This is a genomic window from Halorubellus litoreus (genome assembly GCF_037081675.1).
Classification (GTDB): domain Archaea; phylum Halobacteriota; class Halobacteria; order Halobacteriales; family Natrialbaceae; genus Halorubellus; species Halorubellus litoreus.
The window spans coordinates 796860-812064 of record NZ_JAZAQL010000001.1; the positions used below are offsets into that span (position 1 = coordinate 796860).

Annotated in this window: 19 protein-coding genes and 1 tRNA gene; 8 read left to right on the forward strand and 12 right to left on the reverse strand. The window is 69.8% G+C overall.

The genetic code is table 11. From position 1 onward, the window contains the following. Positions 1-68: 68 nt before the first annotated feature. Complete coding sequence (locus VYJ16_RS04065) at positions 69-686, reverse strand: riboflavin synthase (RefSeq protein WP_336349028.1); 618 nt, start codon at positions 684-686, stop codon at positions 69-71. Positions 687-843: 157 nt separating this feature from the next. Here VYJ16_RS04065 and VYJ16_RS04070 point away from each other — a divergent pair, with 157 nt between their 5' ends. Next, on the forward strand, positions 844-1107 hold the full coding sequence (locus VYJ16_RS04070; protein WP_336349029.1) for a DUF7533 family protein: 264 nt from the start codon (positions 844-846) through the stop codon (positions 1105-1107). 20 nt (positions 1108-1127) lie between these two features. Here the strand turns inward: VYJ16_RS04070 and VYJ16_RS04075 are convergent, their stop codons facing one another. The 8 genes from VYJ16_RS04075 to VYJ16_RS04105 form a co-directional block, all read right to left on the reverse strand. Next, a complete protein-coding gene (locus VYJ16_RS04075) occupies positions 1128-1421 on the reverse strand; it encodes a hypothetical protein (protein WP_336349030.1) in 294 nt (97 codons plus the stop codon). Between the two features lie 97 nt (positions 1422-1518). Continuing rightward, positions 1519-2613: a nucleotidyl transferase family protein gene (locus tag VYJ16_RS04080; protein WP_336349031.1), complete on the reverse strand. Its 1095-nt coding sequence runs from the start codon at positions 2611-2613 to the stop codon at positions 1519-1521. 80 nt (positions 2614-2693) lie between these two features. Further along, positions 2694-3134, reverse strand: a complete 441-nt coding sequence (locus VYJ16_RS04085) for an ester cyclase (RefSeq protein ID WP_336349032.1) — start codon at positions 3132-3134, stop codon at positions 2694-2696. A gap of 141 nt (positions 3135-3275) precedes the next feature. Further along, the gene (gene arsN2 / locus VYJ16_RS04090; protein ID WP_336349033.1) at positions 3276-3719 is read right to left on the reverse strand and encodes an arsenic resistance N-acetyltransferase ArsN2; all 444 of its coding nucleotides are present in this window, start codon (positions 3717-3719) and stop codon (positions 3276-3278) included. A gap of 130 nt (positions 3720-3849) precedes the next feature. Beyond that, a complete protein-coding gene (locus VYJ16_RS04095) occupies positions 3850-5022 on the reverse strand; it encodes a M24 family metallopeptidase (protein ID WP_336349034.1) in 1173 nt (390 codons plus the stop codon). A gap of 7 nt (positions 5023-5029) precedes the next feature. After that, positions 5030-6886: an ATP-dependent helicase gene (locus tag VYJ16_RS04100; protein WP_336349035.1), complete on the reverse strand. Its 1857-nt coding sequence runs from the start codon at positions 6884-6886 to the stop codon at positions 5030-5032. Between the two features lie 135 nt (positions 6887-7021). Further along, complete coding sequence (locus VYJ16_RS22150) at positions 7022-7180, reverse strand: DUF7563 family protein (protein ID WP_418934290.1); 159 nt, start codon at positions 7178-7180, stop codon at positions 7022-7024. A 184-nt stretch (positions 7181-7364) separates the two neighbouring features. Then, positions 7365-7541: an HVO_0416 family zinc finger protein gene (locus VYJ16_RS04105; protein WP_336349036.1), complete on the reverse strand. Its 177-nt coding sequence runs from the start codon at positions 7539-7541 to the stop codon at positions 7365-7367. Positions 7542-7711: 170 nt separating this feature from the next. Between VYJ16_RS04105 and ubaA the strand changes: the two genes are divergently transcribed. The 3 genes from ubaA (at position 7712) to VYJ16_RS04120 (ending at position 10151) form a co-directional block, all read left to right on the forward strand. Continuing rightward, on the forward strand, positions 7712-8527 hold the full coding sequence (ubaA, locus tag VYJ16_RS04110) for an SAMP-activating enzyme E1 (protein ID WP_336349037.1): 816 nt from the start codon (positions 7712-7714) through the stop codon (positions 8525-8527). A gap of 82 nt (positions 8528-8609) precedes the next feature. Then, complete coding sequence (locus VYJ16_RS04115; protein WP_336349038.1) at positions 8610-9203, forward strand: methyltransferase family protein; 594 nt, start codon at positions 8610-8612, stop codon at positions 9201-9203. A gap of 99 nt (positions 9204-9302) precedes the next feature. Further along, positions 9303-10151 carry a DUF4097 family beta strand repeat-containing protein gene (locus VYJ16_RS04120; RefSeq protein ID WP_336349039.1) on the forward strand — a complete coding sequence of 283 codons (849 nt, stop codon included), beginning with the start codon at positions 9303-9305 and terminating at the stop codon, positions 10149-10151. A gap of 29 nt (positions 10152-10180) precedes the next feature. Here VYJ16_RS04120 and VYJ16_RS04125 read toward each other — a convergent pair whose 3' ends face one another. The 3 genes from VYJ16_RS04125 to VYJ16_RS04135 all read right to left on the reverse strand — a co-directional run bounded on the left by VYJ16_RS04125 (position 10181) and on the right by VYJ16_RS04135 (position 12398). Continuing rightward, complete coding sequence (locus VYJ16_RS04125; RefSeq protein ID WP_336349040.1) at positions 10181-11116, reverse strand: ABC transporter substrate-binding protein; 936 nt, start codon at positions 11114-11116, stop codon at positions 10181-10183. Positions 11117-11196: 80 nt separating this feature from the next. Then, positions 11197-11415 (reverse strand): hypothetical protein, encoded by a 219-nt coding sequence (locus tag VYJ16_RS04130; protein WP_336349041.1) that lies wholly within the window; start codon positions 11413-11415, stop codon positions 11197-11199. A gap of 35 nt (positions 11416-11450) precedes the next feature. Further along, positions 11451-12398, reverse strand: a complete 948-nt coding sequence (locus VYJ16_RS04135; RefSeq protein ID WP_336349042.1) for a hypothetical protein — start codon at positions 12396-12398, stop codon at positions 11451-11453. Between the two features lie 118 nt (positions 12399-12516). Here VYJ16_RS04135 and VYJ16_RS04140 point away from each other — a divergent pair, with 118 nt between their 5' ends. The 4 genes from VYJ16_RS04140 (at position 12517) to VYJ16_RS04155 (ending at position 15148) form a co-directional block, all read left to right on the forward strand. Next, on the forward strand, positions 12517-12894 hold the full coding sequence (locus tag VYJ16_RS04140) for a Rid family detoxifying hydrolase (protein WP_336349043.1): 378 nt from the start codon (positions 12517-12519) through the stop codon (positions 12892-12894). Continuing rightward, positions 12894-13094, forward strand: a complete 201-nt coding sequence (locus VYJ16_RS04145) for a DUF7981 family protein (RefSeq protein WP_336349661.1) — start codon at positions 12894-12896, stop codon at positions 13092-13094. Before VYJ16_RS04140 ends, VYJ16_RS04145 begins: the two co-directional genes overlap by 1 nt. Positions 13095-13187: 93 nt before the next feature. After that, positions 13188-13269 (forward strand) — tRNA-Ser (locus VYJ16_RS04150). Positions 13270-13729: 460 nt separating this feature from the next. After that, the gene (locus VYJ16_RS04155; RefSeq protein ID WP_336349044.1) at positions 13730-15148 is read left to right on the forward strand and encodes a LamG-like jellyroll fold domain-containing protein; all 1419 of its coding nucleotides are present in this window, start codon (positions 13730-13732) and stop codon (positions 15146-15148) included. Positions 15149-15205 lie beyond the last annotated feature (57 nt).

The following is a 15205-nucleotide window of genomic DNA, read 5'->3' on the forward strand; positions in this document are numbered from 1 at the left end:
CGTTCGCTTCTCGTGGCGAGTGGCGCGACCGGTTCTTCCAGCGAGTGTTCGACCGCGTTCCGCGCCGGTCAGTCCTGGTAACCGTCGAGCATGGACGCGACGTACTTCCCGACGACGTCCACCTCGAGGTGGACGGGGTCGCCGACTCCCTTCTCGGAGAGCGTCGTCACGTCGTAGGTCGTCGGGACGATGGCGACCGTGACGCGCGGCCCCGAGTCCCCGCTCCCGGCCTGGAGGTCGGCGATGGTGAGACTGATGCCGTCGAGCGTGATGGAGCCCTTCTCGACGACGTAGTCCGCGTAGCGCGCTGGGAGTTCGAACTCGAAGAACCAGTCCTCGCCGCCCGTGGAGTCGACGTTCGTCACCGCGGCGACCGCGTCGACGTGCCCCTGGACGAGGTGGCCGTCGAACCGGCCGTCCGCCGGCATCGCGCGCTCCAGGTTGACGGCGTCGCCGACGTCGAGGTCGCCGAGGTACGTCTTCGCGACGGTCTCCTCGGCGAGGAACACCTCGAACGTCTCGTCGTCGAACGCCTCGACCGTGAGGCAGACGCCCGACACCGCGATGCTCGCGCCGTGCGCGACGTCCCCGAGGACGACGTCGCCGGCGATGGTGAGCCGCCGGCCGTCCTCGGTGACCGCGACGTCGACGACCTCCCCGGTCTCCTCGACGATACCCGTGAACATGCCTGCGGGTTGGCTCGACCGCCGGATAGCGGTGTCGGTCCCCGGTCGTCGAGCGCGCGATCGTCCGAGAGCGGTGTCGGTCCCGGTCGTCGCGGAGGCGAGCACCGCGAGGCGAGTCCCGGCGGGCTTTTGGTCGCGTAGCGGGTACGGACGGCAAATGCCTCGTTCGATCTCCGAGCAGTTCTCGCTCATGGTGGCGGTCGTCATCGCCGCCCCGATCGCGCTCGCGGGCGTCGACATGACGCTCCGCGGGGAGACGACGTGGGGGCCCGCGCTCGTCGGCGTGAGCATCATGATACTGCTCGTCGAGAAGTACGTCACGACCCCGCAGGACGTGCCGGGCCTGGCGGTCGCGAAGGCGGTCGGGTTCGTCGCGAAGGACCCCGAGGAGGACGCGGACGCGAGCGACGGCGACGGCTGACGCCCTCGCTTGGTCGGAACTTACGCGTCCGCGGACCCGTCGACGGTCGCGGTGTGCCGACCGTACGCGTACCCCGTCCAGACGAGGGCGGCCGGGAGGGCGACGGCCTCGACCAGTCGTACGAGCAGCAGGTAGTACATCGCCGTCTCTCCTGGCGTCCCGAGGCGGGGAAGCCACGGCGCGATAGCGGTGTCGGAGGCGAACGCGGCCGCGAGCACGCGGTCCGCGGCGACGACGAAGGCCGCAAGCGCGAGCGCGACGATGGCGGGGCGGCGCACGGACGGGTCGGTTCGGAGTGCGCGTAGCACGCTCATGCGGGGGCCGTCGGCTGCGCGCCCCAAAGTGGTTGCGTCGGCGTCCCCGGGCGTCTCTCCCACCGCGTCGTCGTTTCACTCCTTCCACGCCGTCGCTTCACTCCGCTCGCGCTGTCGCCTGCCAGTCGCGAGCGTAGCCGGCGATTTCGTCGGCGAACGCGGCTCTCGCCGCGCTCCAGGCTTCCTCGTCCGCGTCGCGGGCGCGCCGCCACGCGGCGACCTGGTCGGCGTCTTCGGCGCTCGCGAGTCGCATCATCTCGACGACGACGTCGTCGGTGACGCGCCAGCGCGCGTCGGGATTGCCGCGGACGGCGGCGCGGATGCGGTCGGGGTCGTCGGCGAGCGTGAACCGCGACTCGGGGAGGCGCCGGGAGAGTTTCGGCTGGTCGTCGAGGCCGGGAACGAGGCGCGTGTAGAGGGCGTGGAGGGTGCCGTCGGTGGGGGCGCGTTCGCGGACGCCGTCGACCATCGGGCGGAGCGAGCGCTCGTCGGCGCCCATGACGATGCAGTTCGCGGCGTAGTCGTCGGCGACGAGCGGGTGGAGCATGTCGGCGACCATCAGGAACCCGTCCATGCGGCGCGTGAAGCGACTTGGTTCCCAGTCGCTGGGGAGGTCGGTCTCGTCGAGTGCGGCGGCGTCGACGCCGGCGTCGTCGTACGCGTCGCGGTTCGCGCGCTCCCACGCGGTGACGTCGAGGTCGACCGCGGCCATGTCGCGCTCGGGGTCGGCGTACCGCGCGAGGTGGTACGCGGTGTGCGTGACGTCCTCGGCACCGTACTGGGTGCGGAGGCGGCCGCGGTCGTGGTCGAACCCGAGCGCGTCGACGAACGCGACGAACCGCCGGGCGCGTTCGCGGACGACGTCGAGCGCGTACCCCTGCGTGCTGTAGGGCTCGAAGTCGGCGACGACGAACTGGACGTCGAACCCGGCGCGCTGGAGGGCGATAGCGGTCTGCATCTGGCCGAGCGTCCCGACGTGGGGCGGGCCGGTGACGCTCACGCCGAACGTCAGGACGCCGTCGGTCCCGGCGCGGTCGGCGAACGCGCGGGCGTCCTCGCCGACGACGAATCGGCGGCGGACCTCGGCCGGCGGGAGGTCGCCGAGCGCCAGCGGTTCGCTGGCGTGGTCGTCGACTGGCTCGTAGCGGTCGCGAGCGCGGAGCGCGTCGTAGTGGTCCTCGAGTGAGGCCATACGACGAATCGTTTCACCTGTCAGTAAAGTGTTACTCTGTGACTAGGTACCGATGCGCAAATGAAGGCCGTGGTCGTCGGTCAGTTCGCGCCGGGGACGTCCATGCCGATCTGTCGCATCACGCCCATGGCGTCGTACTGCGCCCAGGACTCGGCGAGTTTGCCGTCCTCGAACCGCCACTCGATGTGGTCTTCGATGCTGATTCGTTCGTTCGTCGCCGGCATCCCCATGTACTCGCCGGTGTGGATGCCGGACACTCGCCCGCGGTGGAAGACGTGGTCGCCCTCGGCGACGACGTCGAGCACCTCGTAGGTGACGTCGCTCATCGCGTCGTGGATCGGGTCGAACTGGTCGCGCACGTCGGCGACGGTTCGCATACCGTCGGGCACCGCGGGGTCGTGGCCGACGTAGTCGGCTGTGCAGTGTGCCTCGAACTCGTCGTACTTGCCCGACCAGAGCAGGGTGGAGAGTTCCTTCGCGAGCCGCTTGTTCGCCGAGGTGTTGTCGATGGCTGCAGTCATTTGTAATCAACAATAGCTAGGTTTCGTAGCGGCTTAGCTGTTGTTCGACCATCAGAAAAGGCGACGCTACCAGGTGCGGAGGCCCGCGGACCCGCCAGCGAAGCCGGGTCTGACAGTCCGATGGCGGCTCCGGCACGGTGGCTACAGGTGCTTGCGCATGCACGTCGCCGACGCCGGACAGAGGTCGGCGAACTCGGCGGTATCCCGCAGCGCGGCGGGTGCGGTGTCGCGGTCGACGCGGTCGTACCCGCGGTCCGCGAAGAACCCCGCGGCGGTCGTCGTCAGGAGGTAGAGCGCGTCGACTCCCCGGTTGCGGGCTTCGCGTTCCAGGGCGTCGCAGACCGCCGTTCCGTAGCCCTGGCCGCGGGCCGCCTCGCGGACGACGACCGACCGGAGGAGCGCCACGTCACCAGCCACCTCGAGCCCGCCGATGCCGACCGCCTCACCGTCGTCGAACGCGACGAAGAACTCGCCGGGGCCCTCGCGGACGTCCGCCGCTGGAAGGTCGTTCCCCACGAGGAGCGCCTCGACGTCGGCGAGTTGCTCACCGGTCGCGCGTTCCAGCTCGACAGCGCGCTCGCTCATGGGTCGACGTTCGACGACGAGGCTCGTAAGCGCTTCCCAGCGAGAGACCGCGTTCGAGAACGAGCCCGAGCGAGTCAGACGGAATCGAAGCCGGTCAGGGTGCGCAGTCGAGTCACGGTGAACAGTCGAGTTACGGCGAGAGCGACCGGGACGCGGTGCCGAGGCCTTCGGCGCCGTCGTCGGTGACGACCGCCAGGTCCGCGACGCGAACGACGCCGTCCGGCCCCGAGACTGTCGCGTCCAGCGCGACGACCGCGCCCTCGCGCACCGTCTCGTCGCCGTCGAGGGGGCGTTCGCGGCGGGCGAGGCCGACGCCGTGCGCATCGAACGTGCTCGCGGGGTCGTCGAACCCGTACGCCGACACCTCCGCGGCACCCTCGCGTTCGACCGCGGCTAGGTCCACGCTCGGTTCGAGTTCAGCGAGCGCCGCGTCCACCGCACCGTCCGCGGCGAGTTGCGCGCGCCGCGTCCACCCGCCGTCGCCGTCGACGACGAGCGTCCGCACCACGCGCCCGTGGTAGCCGTCGCGGTCCCGCGGCGCGAGCGCGACGACGACCGGTTCGCCCGGACGAAGTGCCGCGTCCGACCGCGGCGTCGCATCCACGCCCGCGCCGACCGCGACCACGCCCGGGTCGACGCCCGCACCCGCGAGCTCGGTCGCGACCTCGCGGCGCAACCGCTCCGTCGTCAACGCCATCCCCTCGAACGCGAGGTGGTCGTCCGCCGGCTCGACCTCCGCCTCGTCGCCAGCGTGCCCATGGCCGTGACCGTCGCCACCGCCGTGGCGTTCGCTCTCGCGCAGGACCGCGCGAGCGCGCTCGACCGCGGCGTCCGCCGCCATCTGCACGCTCCGCACCCGAAGACGCTCCGCGTCCGTCTTCGCGACGCGCGCGTCCTCGACGACCGACGTCGACGCCACCTCGAACCCGCGGCCCTCCAGGTACAGCGCCGCGTCGTGCGGTATCGACCGCGGCGCGAGCACCGAGCCCTCCCGACCGAGGTCCTCCAGGGCGACCGCCACGCGCTCGCCCGTCGGAACGTCGCCACCACCAGGCAGCACGCGGTCACCCGGGAACGCCTCCCGCGCCCCGTCCGGTGAGTCCGGCGCGAACAACATCGCCTGCTCGGGCGTCACGCACATCCCCAGCTCGCCGTCGAGACCGCTCGCCCGCGCCAGATACCGCAGGATAGCGTCGTCGCTCGTCCCAACGTGCACGAACGCCGTCGCCTCGCGGTCCGCGAGCGCCTCGCGAACCGGCGCGTACTCGACCGCGAGCTGTGGGCTGCCTGCGTCCCCACCCATCTCTCGCCTAGTCCGCGGCCTCCATCGGCTCCTTGGCCTGCGCGATGAGGTCCTCGAGGTCCGTGCCCGTCGGCTCGTTGTTCAGGAGCACGTCGATGGGGAGCGTCGGCGCCCCATCGACGAGGTTCTCCAGGAGCACGAGGCGTTCGCGAGCACGCGACATCCCGACGTAGAACACGCGGCGTTCGTTGTCCGTCAACATCGGAACCGGACTCGTCGTCTTCGTGAACTCGCGCCCACCCGGGACCTCGTCGGGGTCCGCGGTCGCCGCCATCTGCTCGACGACCTTCTCCGTCAGGTCCGTCCCCACGAACACGTGATCGGCCTCGCGACCCTTCGCCGAGTGAATCGTCCCCAGGCGGACCGTATCGCGGGGCAGTCCGTGGTAGTCCGGGCTCGCGAAGTACGCCTTCATCGTCTTCTTCTGGAACGACGTCACCTTCCGCACCATGTCCGACGCCGACGCCGGCCCCGGCATGAACGGCACGTGGTCGCCGATGACGTCGGCGGGGATCTCGAGGTCCGTGAGGTCCTCGACGCCCGCCTCCTCCTCCATCTCGTCGACCGTATCGAAGAGGTCGTCGCGCTCGTTCGTCCCGAACGCCGAATCCGCGAGCATGTCGGCGAGCCGACGCGCCTGCAGTCCGTTGACGGCCTCGTCCTCGTCCACTCGCTCGACCGCCGTCACGTAATCGTCCAGGCGGTCCGTCCACATCCGCTGGTCCGTGAGGCACTTGAACGGAATCCCCTCCGTGATGAACTCGTCGATGAACTGGAACATCTGGTAGCGAGCGCGGAACAACAGCATCACCGTCTCGGGGTCGTCGTCGTCCATCGTCTCGTCGACGGTGCGGCGGACGTTCCGGACGAGGTCGAGCATCGACGGTCGCTGCACCGCCTCCACGACACCACCCTCCTTCCGCGGTTTCAGGTCCTTGTCCTGGCGCTTCGAGATGTGTCGAATCTCGCGGTTCACGACGTTCAGGACGTTCGACGGCAGCCGATACGAGTTCGGGAGGATGACGTCCTCGTCCGGGTCCGCTTCCAGCAAGAGGTCGGGGTCCGCGCCCTGCCACGCGTACACGACCTGGTCGTCGTCGCCCGCGATGAGGATGCCCGTCATGTGCGGTTTCCACTCCTCGTACACCTCGTGCTGGAGCTTCGTGATGTCCTGGAACTCGTCGATGACGAGGTACTCGACGTTCGGGAGCAGCGACCGCTGCTTGACGCGTTCGAGCATGTCAGCGAACCCGATGACGCCGTTCTCGCCCTTGTACGACCGCCAGCCGCGGATGGCGTCGGGGACGTCGATGCGGTCGTCGTCGCTCGGCCACGTCGGCGTGTACTTGTTGCCCTCCTGCGCGTTCGGGTCGATCTCGGGCGGAAGGCGGACCTCCTCCTCGTTCCACTGGAAGGGGACGTCGTACCAGTCCGCCACGTCGCGGTTCGTTCGCTGCAGCCACTGGCTCGTCGCGATGATCTTGTTCCCGATAGTCGTCGACCGCGCGGTCCGCCGGCCGGCACCGCCGTACTCGTCCTCGAACTCGAGGCCGAAGTCGTCACAGAACTCCTCCTTGTCGTCCTCGCCGACGACGTCACCGCGGGAGAGGTTCAGGAGGTCGTACGCCTTCGCGTGCATCGTGCAGACGTTCCCCTGGAGCGCCCGCGGGTTCTCGTCGAGGCGCTCGGCGAGGCGTTCGCGGATCTCGGCGGCGGCCGCTCGCGTGTAGGAGACGACGAGGATGTCGCGGAACTCGACGTCGTCGTCTTCGAGGATGCCTTCGACCTTGTCGAGGAGGGCGGTCGTCTTCCCGCTGCCGGGACCACCGAACAGACGGGTGAGTGTCGCGTCCGAGTCGGTCATTGTACCCACACTGGGCCCGAACGTTCATAAGGACCGTGGGTTCGGCGGGGCGGGGTCAACGCGTCGCTAGATGCCGGACGAGGAGAAGGTCCCGGAGGCGGTCGACGAGCGATACGGGGCGTTCCCTGGACGATGCTAGTTGTTGCGCGGAGAGCGGGCTTCGCGCACGTCGCTACCGTCGCGGATCTTGTCCTTGCAGTCCGGGCATACTCGGGGGTTCTCGACGCCCCGAGGTGTGAACACCCGGGCGTATGCATCCGTGACGAAGGACCCGCAGTTTTGACATTCCGGCATTTGGAACTCCATCTTCCTGTAGGGGAATAATCTGTATTAATGGTACCGCCGCTCGTGGTAGGCTGGCGCAATAGCCACCGGCCACCACCAGTGGAATCGAGTGACTGCGGTGGACTTCGCACTGTTTGTTACACTTTCCGGAAGAGTGTGAAAATCAGGTTTTACCACTCTGTGGCCTGCTCAGTCAGGGCTCCCAGTCGCAGACGGTGCACGCGGCAGCGCCGTCGTCGTGGAGCGCCATGCACTCCGGGCACTGGAGTTTGTTGTAGTTTCGCTCCCACCCTACCGGTTCCGTCTCGTGACCGCGGTTCTCGAGGAATTGGTCGAACACGTCGTCACCGGTATCGGGTGCGGACGCCATATGACACGGTAACGCATGGCAGGCATATAAAGTATGCTCCTACGACAGTTCGCGATACGAACCGGCAGGGACGCGGTAACCATCCCGAAACCACCCGCAGTCACCGTCTCGGCCGCGCTCGACGGCGTCGTATCCACGGACGTAAGTTCCTCGACGCGCTACGTCCGGCCGTGAGCGACCTGAACCTGGACGCGACCCAGCTCGACCGGTACTCCCGGCACGTCATCATGGACGAGGTCGGGCCCGACGGGCAGGCGGCGCTGCTCGACGCGAGCGTCCTCGTCGTCGGCGCGGGCGGCCTCGGCGCGCCCGTCCTCCAGTACCTCGCCGCCGCCGGGGTCGGCCGGCTCGGGGTCGCGGACGACGACGTCGTGGAGCGCTCGAACCTCCAGCGGCAGGTGATCCACGCGGACGCCGACGTCGGCCGCCCGAAGGTCGACAGCGCCCGCGAGTTCGTCGAAGCCCTCAACCCGGACGTCGCCGTCGAGACCCACGAGACCAGGGTCGACCGCGACGACGCCCCCGGACTCGTCGCCGAGTACGACGTCGTGGTGGACGCGAGCGACAACTTCGCGACGCGATACCTCCTGAACGATGCGTGCGTCCTCGCGGACACGCCGCTCTGTCACGGCGCCATCTACAAGTTCGAGGGACAGGCGACGACCATCGCGGCCGGCGGTGCACCGTGCTATCGGTGCCTGTTCCCCGAACCGCCCGAGCCCGGAACGGTCCCCGACTGCGCGACGACGGGCGTCCTCGGCGTCCTCCCCGGCACCATCGGCGCCGTGCAGGCGACCGAAGCCGTCAAACTCGTCACCGGCATCGGCGACCCCCTCGTCGGGCGGATGTTCACGTACGACGCCGCCGACCTCACCACCGACGAGGTCCCCTACCGCGCCAACCCCGAGTGCCCGGTCTGCGGCGACGACCCCGTCGAGAGCGTCGCGAGCCAGACCTACCAGGAGACGTGCGCGGTCCCCGAGTAAACGCGTCTCCGGGGGGGTTCCCGGCGACCTCCCACCCAAACCACCAGAGGTTTTAAATTCTAACAGTTTGTGTCCGGAAGCGATGGTCGAACTCGTCGCGTTCGCGGTCGCTGGCGCGTGCGTCGTCGCACTGTTCGCGATGATGGTGGTGACGTTCGTCTCGGACGTCAGACTCTGGCCGTCCGGCGACGACGACCGCAAGTTCAAAGTCTACGTGACGTTCTCGCGAACCTTCCTCCTCGGGTTCCTCGCGACGACCGCGCTCGACTGGGGCGGCACGTGGCTCCCGGTGTCAGGACTCGCTCTGTACGGCCCCGGCGCGGTCCTCCTCGTCGCCGGCGTCGCGCTCCTCCTCAAGTCCGGGAAGGACCTCGGTGGAGACGCGACGAAGGGCCAGGTCGACGAGTTGCGGACCGACGGCCTCTACCGGTACTCGCGGAACCCGCAGAACCTCGCGTACCTCGTCTTCTTCGCGTCGCTCGCCGTGCTGTCGAACTCGACGCTCGTCGCCGCCCTGACCGCCGGGGCAGCGGCGTTCATGGGCCTCCAGGCCGTCGTCGAGGAGCCGTGGCTCCGCGAGACCTACGGCGAGGCGTACCTCGCGTACCGCGAGCGCGTCCCCCGCTTCGTCGGCCTCCGCTCGGTCACGCGCGCCGTCGCCACGCTCCGGGACTGACCGCGCCGCCATCGCGAACACCTGTCGCGACCGCCCGGACCGACCCGTGCTCGCGAGTGTCAGTACGATATTATCTCCTCGGCGCGCGTATTCCCACGCATGACTCCCCGTACATCTCACACCTCCAGTTCCATCGACCGTCGCCACTTCCTCGCGGGCACGGCCGCCGTCGCCGCGACGGCGCTCGCCGGCTGCATCTCGACGAGCGGCGGCATCTCGAACGGCTCGAAGTCCGCGCTGTACGTCGTCCCCGAGGACCGCTTGCTTCGCGTCATCGCCGAGAACGGTGACGTTCGCGTGCTCGCGGACGACAGCCTCGACCGCGTGAAGGTGCGGTCGACCGTCGCGTCGAACGGCCTCGGGAACCCCCTCGAGAGCGCGCCCGTCGAGACCGCCGTCGAGAACGACCGGTACGTCGTCCACGCGCGAGCGGAACGCGACGGATTCCTCGGCGGGCGCGTCCGTCACGACGTCGAGGTTCGCGTCCCCGCCGGCGTCCGCGTCGACCGCGTCGAGACCGCGAACGGCCGCGTCCACGTCTCCGGCGTCGCCGGCGACGTCCACGCGTCCTCCCGGAACGGCGACGTCGCGGCGTCGAGCGTCGACGGCGTCGTCACCCTGGAGTCGTCGAACGGCGACGTCACCGCGACCGCGACCCGCGGCGTCGCGAGCGCGACCACCGGGAACGGCGACGTCACCGTGGAACTCGCCGCGCTCGACCGCGACGCCGATATCAGCTCCGGGAACGGCGACGTCACGGTCAGGGTCGGCCCGGCGCTCGCCGCGCGCGTCGACCTGTCGACCGGGAACGGTCGCGTCAGCGTCGTCGACGTCACCGTCGACGCGGACGTCGACGAGCGCCGGCACGTCCGGGGCCGCATCGGCGACGGCGGTCACCGCATCGACGCCAACACCGGGAACGGCGACGTCCGCCTCGAAGCGTACTGACGCCGCCGTCTCGCTCGGTTTCTATCGGTTCAGGCTTCAGCGTGCAGTTCCGCGAGCGGCCGCGCCGCCTCCCGCGGTGGGGCGTCGAACGCGTCCGGCCACAGCATCGCGGCGACGTGCTCGACCGTGTCGACGATACGGGGACCGGGCCGGTTCGCGTAGTGATGGCCGTCGAGCGCCCACGTCCGCCCCGACTGGACCGCCGAGAGCGACTCCCAGCCGTCGTGGCCGGTGAGCGCGTCCAGGTCGCGTGCGGTCTGGTCGAGGCCGAACCCGCAGGGTGCCGCGATGGCAACCTCGGGGTCGTACTCGCGGACCTCGGCGAACTCGCGGGGGCGCGCCGACTCGCCGGGGTCGACCATCCCGTACTCGCCGCCGGCGGCGTCGACGACGTCCGGCATCCAGTGCCCCGCGACCATCACGGGGTCGAGCCAGTCGAAGATGGCAACTCGTGGACGCTCCGCGCCGGTCGCCTCGCGGACGGCGTCGACGCGCTCGCGGACGGCGTCGACGCGCTCGCGGAGGTCCGCGGCGACCTCGCGCGCCTCGTCCTCGCGGCCGACCGCGGCGCCGACGCGCTCGACGTCACCGACGACGTCCTCGAGGCGATGCGGGTCCGTCGTCACCACCTCGGGGTTCGCGTCGATGCGCTCGACCGCGTCCTCGACGAGCACCGAATCGACCGCGCACACGTCACAGATACCCTGCGTGACGACGACGTCGGGGTCGAGTTCGTCCAGCACGTCCACGCGGATACCGTACACGCCCTCGCCCGACGATTCCGCCTCGGCGACCTGCGCGTTGATCTCCGCGCTGTCGGCCTCCGGGTCGACGTTCGCGTAGTTCACCGCCGGCAGGCGCTCGGCCTCGGGCGGGTAGTCGCACTCGTGACTGACGCCGACCGGTTCCACGCCGACGGCGTACAGGATCTCCGTCGCCGACGGCAGCAGCGACACGACGTTCATGCCCGCAGGTTGGGAGCGGGGTCACAAAACGCCACGCGTTCGCGAGTCGGCACCGGCGTCGACCGCCGCACGGGCTGGCGTCAGCGCGTCAATCCGAGGACGCTGACCGCGAGGCCGGCGACGACGAGCGGCCAGAACTCCGGGAGGACGGCGCCGACGAGGCTGACGTGGATACCGAAGAGGATGAGCTTCGGCCCGGTGAGCAGGCGCTCGTCGGCGCGCTCGGCCTTCGCGGCACGCACCCGAGAGAGCGGAGACCGACCAGAGCCGTCGGGCGCGTCCGTCGACGACTGGGACATACCTCCAGGTAGCGAGCACGAGCCTATGAGTCTCCTCATCTCTCGGCGCCGTACCGGACGGTGAGGAACTTGCGGCCGAACAGCCACATCTCGTGGGTCGCGACGACCGCACTCGAGCGGTCGACGCTCGGTGCTGTCGCGTCGTCCGCGGGCGTCGCGTCGTCGGCGGGCGTCGCGTCGTCGGCAGGTGTGGCGTCGGCGGGCCAGACGCGGAAGCGCTGGTGGGCCGGGAGCCGGTAGTCGGCGGTCGCGGTCGACCAGAACAGGCCGGGGTGGCCGGGTGCGCGCGTCGTCAGGTCGACGCCGACGTCGTCGCCCTCGGCGAGCGCGAGCGCTCGCGGTTCGAGCACCGTCGAGAGCGTCCCACCGGGGAGTGGCACGGCGATGTTCACGTACCGCCGGTCGTCGTGCACGTGCGACCCGTAGACGGCGACGAACACCGCCTCGCCGGTGTCGACGTCCGTCCGCACCCAGAACCGCGCGTCCTCGCGCGGGTCGACCACGTCCGCCGCGCCGCCAGTCGCGCTCGTGGCGGCGTCCGCGTCGAGCGCGTACAGGTCGTTCTCGACGACGCGGACGCGACCGCGCTCGCAGGGACCGGGGAGGTTCAGCTGTTCGAGCGCGCTCGTGACCGGGGCCGCGAGCGCCGCGCCCGCCCTGAACGGCCGATGCCACCCGGCGCTGACGGTCATCCGGTACTCGCTCGTCCGCTCGTAGAACCGCCGCACCGCGGGCGCGACCCGCGACGTCTCGAAGTCCTCGCGAGCGAACGCGTCCAGGTCGTCCATCTCGCCGACGACGCGGTCGCCCGCGAGCCCCGACCGCTCGTGGAAGTCCGCGCCGACGCGACCGCGCGAGCGGACGCGAGCCAAGGGAACGTCGTCGACGCGAGCACGCGAGAGCCGACGGCTGGCGTGCGCTGCGAGTGCCCCGCCAGTCGCGACCGCGAACGCGCCTGCCGCGAACGCACGACGTCGGTCCATGCCCACGCGTCCGCCCCACGGAGCCAAAAACGGGCGGGAACCGACGGCGGCCGGAAGCCGCCCTGGGGCCGACGCCGACCCGCCAGTCTTTAAGAGGCATCCGGGAGTGGTCTCGCGCATGAAGCGCATCATCAGCACGGACGACGCACCCGAAGCGGTCGGCGCGTACAGTCAGGCGACGACGAACGGCGACCTCGTGTTCACCGCCGGCCAGATACCGATGACGCCCGACGGCGAACTCCTCGACGACGAGGACATCACCACGCAGACCCGGCAGAGCCTGGAGAACGTCCAGGGCATCCTCGAGGAGGAGGGCCTCACGATGGAGGACGTCCTGAAGGCGACCGTGTTCCTCGCGGACATCGACGACTTCGAGGAGATGAACGCCGCGTACAAGGAGTACTTCGTCGACAACCCGCCGGCGCGCTCGGCGGTCCAGGCGGGCGCGCTCCCGAAGGGCGTCGGCGTCGAGATCGAGGTCATCGCGTCCGAGTGATGGACGCGGCCGCGAAGTCCGCACTCCTCTGGGGCGCCGTCGGCGCGATGTCGTTCCTCGTCCTCCACCAGGGGTACGTCCTCCTCGGGAACACCGGCATCGGCCTCCTCCCCGCGATAGGAGTGGCGGTCGTCGTCGGCATCGTCACGACCGCCGTCGCGTACGTCGGCGAGCGCAGGCTCTTCCAGAACACGCCCTGAATTGCGTCGCCGCGTCCCCCGACGCCGCGCTCGCTAACCGCCCGAAGCGGAAACAAAGCCCTTAAATTACCGAGTCCGGTATCGTCGAACGGAGCCAGGATGGCCGAACGGTAAGGCGCACGCCTGGAAAGCGTGTTCCCTTTCGGGATTCAGGGTTCAAATCCCTGTCCTGGCGTATTCTACCGCCGACAACAGTGAACGAGACGCGTAGCGTCGAGTGAACGCTGTCGGCGGTGAATCGCCGGACGCAGGGTTTGAACCCTACGAGTCGCAGCGCCCGAGCGGAGCGAGGGCGACCGTCTCGTATCGGTTCGAATCCCTGTCCTGGCGCTTCTTCACCGCAACAACGAGCGAGGAGCGATAGCGACGAGCGAGTCGTTCGGTGAAGAAGCGGAAACAGGATTTGAATCAGGGAGCAGCTTGCTGCGACCGTGGTTCGAATCCCTGTCCTGGCGTTTCTGGAGGCGACAACGACGACGAGCGATAGCGACGGGTGGGTTCGTGTGGTTGGCGCTGTTCGAGGTGGGGGAGTGGTCGTGTGGTGATGGTTGGGGAGACTGGTCGGCGGTATCGCAGTCTGGTGGTCTGGGGGCCGATAGGTCTATCAGCGTACACGTGGTGGGTTCGTGTGATAGATGCCTGAGTCGGTATTGGAGGTGGCGAAGCGGCGGGCTGACGTGCTGGATTTGTTGCGTGATGGGCCGTTCGATAAGCGGATGCTGGTGGAGCGGGTGGGGTCGTCGCGGTCGACGGTGGATCGGGCGACGAAGGAGTTGGCGTCGAAGGGGTTGATTCGGCGGTTGAATGGGGAGTTCGAGACGACGGTGACGGGGGTGTTGGCGCTCGGTATCGTGCACGAGTGCGAGCGGTCGGCGACGGCGTTGGAGCGGTCGGCGGCGGCGTTGGAGCCGTTGTGGAAGGAGGCGCCGTTGTCGGTGGATTTCCTTCGAGAGGCGGATCGTGCGCTCGTCGGGGACGTGGCGGGGTTCGACGTGCGTGCGGGGGTTCGGGCGGCGTTCGAGCGGGCGTCGTCGGTTCGGGCGATAGTTCCGGACGTGTCGAGCGTGGAGCACCTGGAGGTGTTGTACGCGCAGGCGGTGGAGGGCGAGACGGCGGTCGAGTTGGTGTGCTCGGAGGCGTTGTTCGATGCGCTCGCGGCGTCGTACTCGGGGTGGCTGCATGGGATGGTGGTGGATGGTGACGCGTCGGTCGCGACTGCGGCGGTTCCGGAGTTCGCGTTGTTCGTGAGCGATCTCGGGACGCATCGGGTCGCGCAACTGGTCGTGTACGACGACGGCCGGCCGCACGCGGTTCTGCGGAACGAGACCGAGGAAGCGCTTGCGTGGGCGGACGACTGCGTGGACGCGTGCGCGTCGAGGGCGACCGACCGGACCGAGGACGTCCGCGAACTCCCGGAGGCGTCGTCGTTCGCGGGTGTGGACGGCTCGGGGCCGGTGCTCGGTGAGCGCGCTGCGGCCGCGACCGCGCCGGCGGACCTGGGCGAGGGCGAGCCGGCGAGCGAGTCGCTGCTCGGCGCGGGCTACGCGGTCGACGGCGGGCGGCTGCGGACGCCGGCGTTCGGCGCGGCGGGTGCGGCGACGGTCGCGTGCTGGCTGCGGCCGACGGGGTCGCTCTCGACGTGGCAGGTCGTCGCGAAGTGGGACGAACTCACGCTCGCGCTGCGTCGCGAGCAACTCCTCGGGCGGCTGTACGACCGCGACGCCGACCGGTCGCGCGCGGAGGTGAGCGTGCCCGCGAGCACCCTGACCGTGGACGCCTGGCAGCACGTCGCGTACGTCGTCGACGGCGAGACCGCGTGCCTCTACGTCGACGGCGAGCTCGTCGGCGAGACCGCGGACCGGTATCCGGTCGCGCTCGACGCGATCGGTGCGGCGGTCGGCTATCACTACGTCGACCGCGACCAGGGCGTGCACACGCCCGACTTCGAGGGGCAGCTCGCTGACGTCCGGTTCTACGACGCCGCGCTCGACCACGAGGACGTCGAGCGACTCCACCGCACGACCGCGCCGTCCCGCGGGCCGGCGTCGCCCTGACCGGGGTCCGTACCCTGTGACCGACCGCGTATCGAGAACTGTCCCGCCGGAAGCGCT

Excerpts from the sequence above, each read along its gene's own strand:
- VYJ16_RS04065 (WP_336349028.1), bottom strand. The coding sequence starts at position 686 with ATGTTCACGGGTATCGTCGAGGAGACCGGGGAGGTCGTCGACGTCGCG.
- VYJ16_RS04070 (WP_336349029.1), top strand. The coding sequence starts at position 844 with ATGCCTCGTTCGATCTCCGAGCAGTTCTCGCTCATGGTGGCGGTCGTC.
- VYJ16_RS04075 (WP_336349030.1), bottom strand. The coding sequence starts at position 1,421 with ATGAGCGTGCTACGCGCACTCCGAACCGACCCGTCCGTGCGCCGCCCC.
- VYJ16_RS04080 (WP_336349031.1), bottom strand. The coding sequence starts at position 2,613 with ATGGCCTCACTCGAGGACCACTACGACGCGCTCCGCGCTCGCGACCGC.
- VYJ16_RS04085 (WP_336349032.1), bottom strand. The coding sequence starts at position 3,134 with ATGACTGCAGCCATCGACAACACCTCGGCGAACAAGCGGCTCGCGAAG.
- arsN2 (WP_336349033.1), bottom strand. The coding sequence starts at position 3,719 with ATGAGCGAGCGCGCTGTCGAGCTGGAACGCGCGACCGGTGAGCAACTC.
- VYJ16_RS04095 (WP_336349034.1), bottom strand. The coding sequence starts at position 5,022 with ATGGGTGGGGACGCAGGCAGCCCACAGCTCGCGGTCGAGTACGCGCCG.
- VYJ16_RS04100 (WP_336349035.1), bottom strand. The coding sequence starts at position 6,886 with ATGACCGACTCGGACGCGACACTCACCCGTCTGTTCGGTGGTCCCGGC.
- VYJ16_RS22150 (WP_418934290.1), bottom strand. The coding sequence starts at position 7,180 with ATGCCGGAATGTCAAAACTGCGGGTCCTTCGTCACGGATGCATACGCC.
- VYJ16_RS04105 (WP_336349036.1), bottom strand. The coding sequence starts at position 7,541 with ATGGCGTCCGCACCCGATACCGGTGACGACGTGTTCGACCAATTCCTC.
- VYJ16_RS04115 (WP_336349038.1), top strand. The coding sequence starts at position 8,610 with ATGGTCGAACTCGTCGCGTTCGCGGTCGCTGGCGCGTGCGTCGTCGCA.
- VYJ16_RS04120 (WP_336349039.1), top strand. The coding sequence starts at position 9,303 with ATGACTCCCCGTACATCTCACACCTCCAGTTCCATCGACCGTCGCCAC.
- VYJ16_RS04125 (WP_336349040.1), bottom strand. The coding sequence starts at position 11,116 with ATGAACGTCGTGTCGCTGCTGCCGTCGGCGACGGAGATCCTGTACGCC.
- VYJ16_RS04130 (WP_336349041.1), bottom strand. The coding sequence starts at position 11,415 with ATGTCCCAGTCGTCGACGGACGCGCCCGACGGCTCTGGTCGGTCTCCG.
- VYJ16_RS04135 (WP_336349042.1), bottom strand. The coding sequence starts at position 12,398 with ATGGACCGACGTCGTGCGTTCGCGGCAGGCGCGTTCGCGGTCGCGACT.
- VYJ16_RS04140 (WP_336349043.1), top strand. The coding sequence starts at position 12,517 with ATGAAGCGCATCATCAGCACGGACGACGCACCCGAAGCGGTCGGCGCG.
- VYJ16_RS04145 (WP_336349661.1), top strand. The coding sequence starts at position 12,894 with ATGGACGCGGCCGCGAAGTCCGCACTCCTCTGGGGCGCCGTCGGCGCG.
- VYJ16_RS04155 (WP_336349044.1), top strand. The coding sequence starts at position 13,730 with ATGCCTGAGTCGGTATTGGAGGTGGCGAAGCGGCGGGCTGACGTGCTG.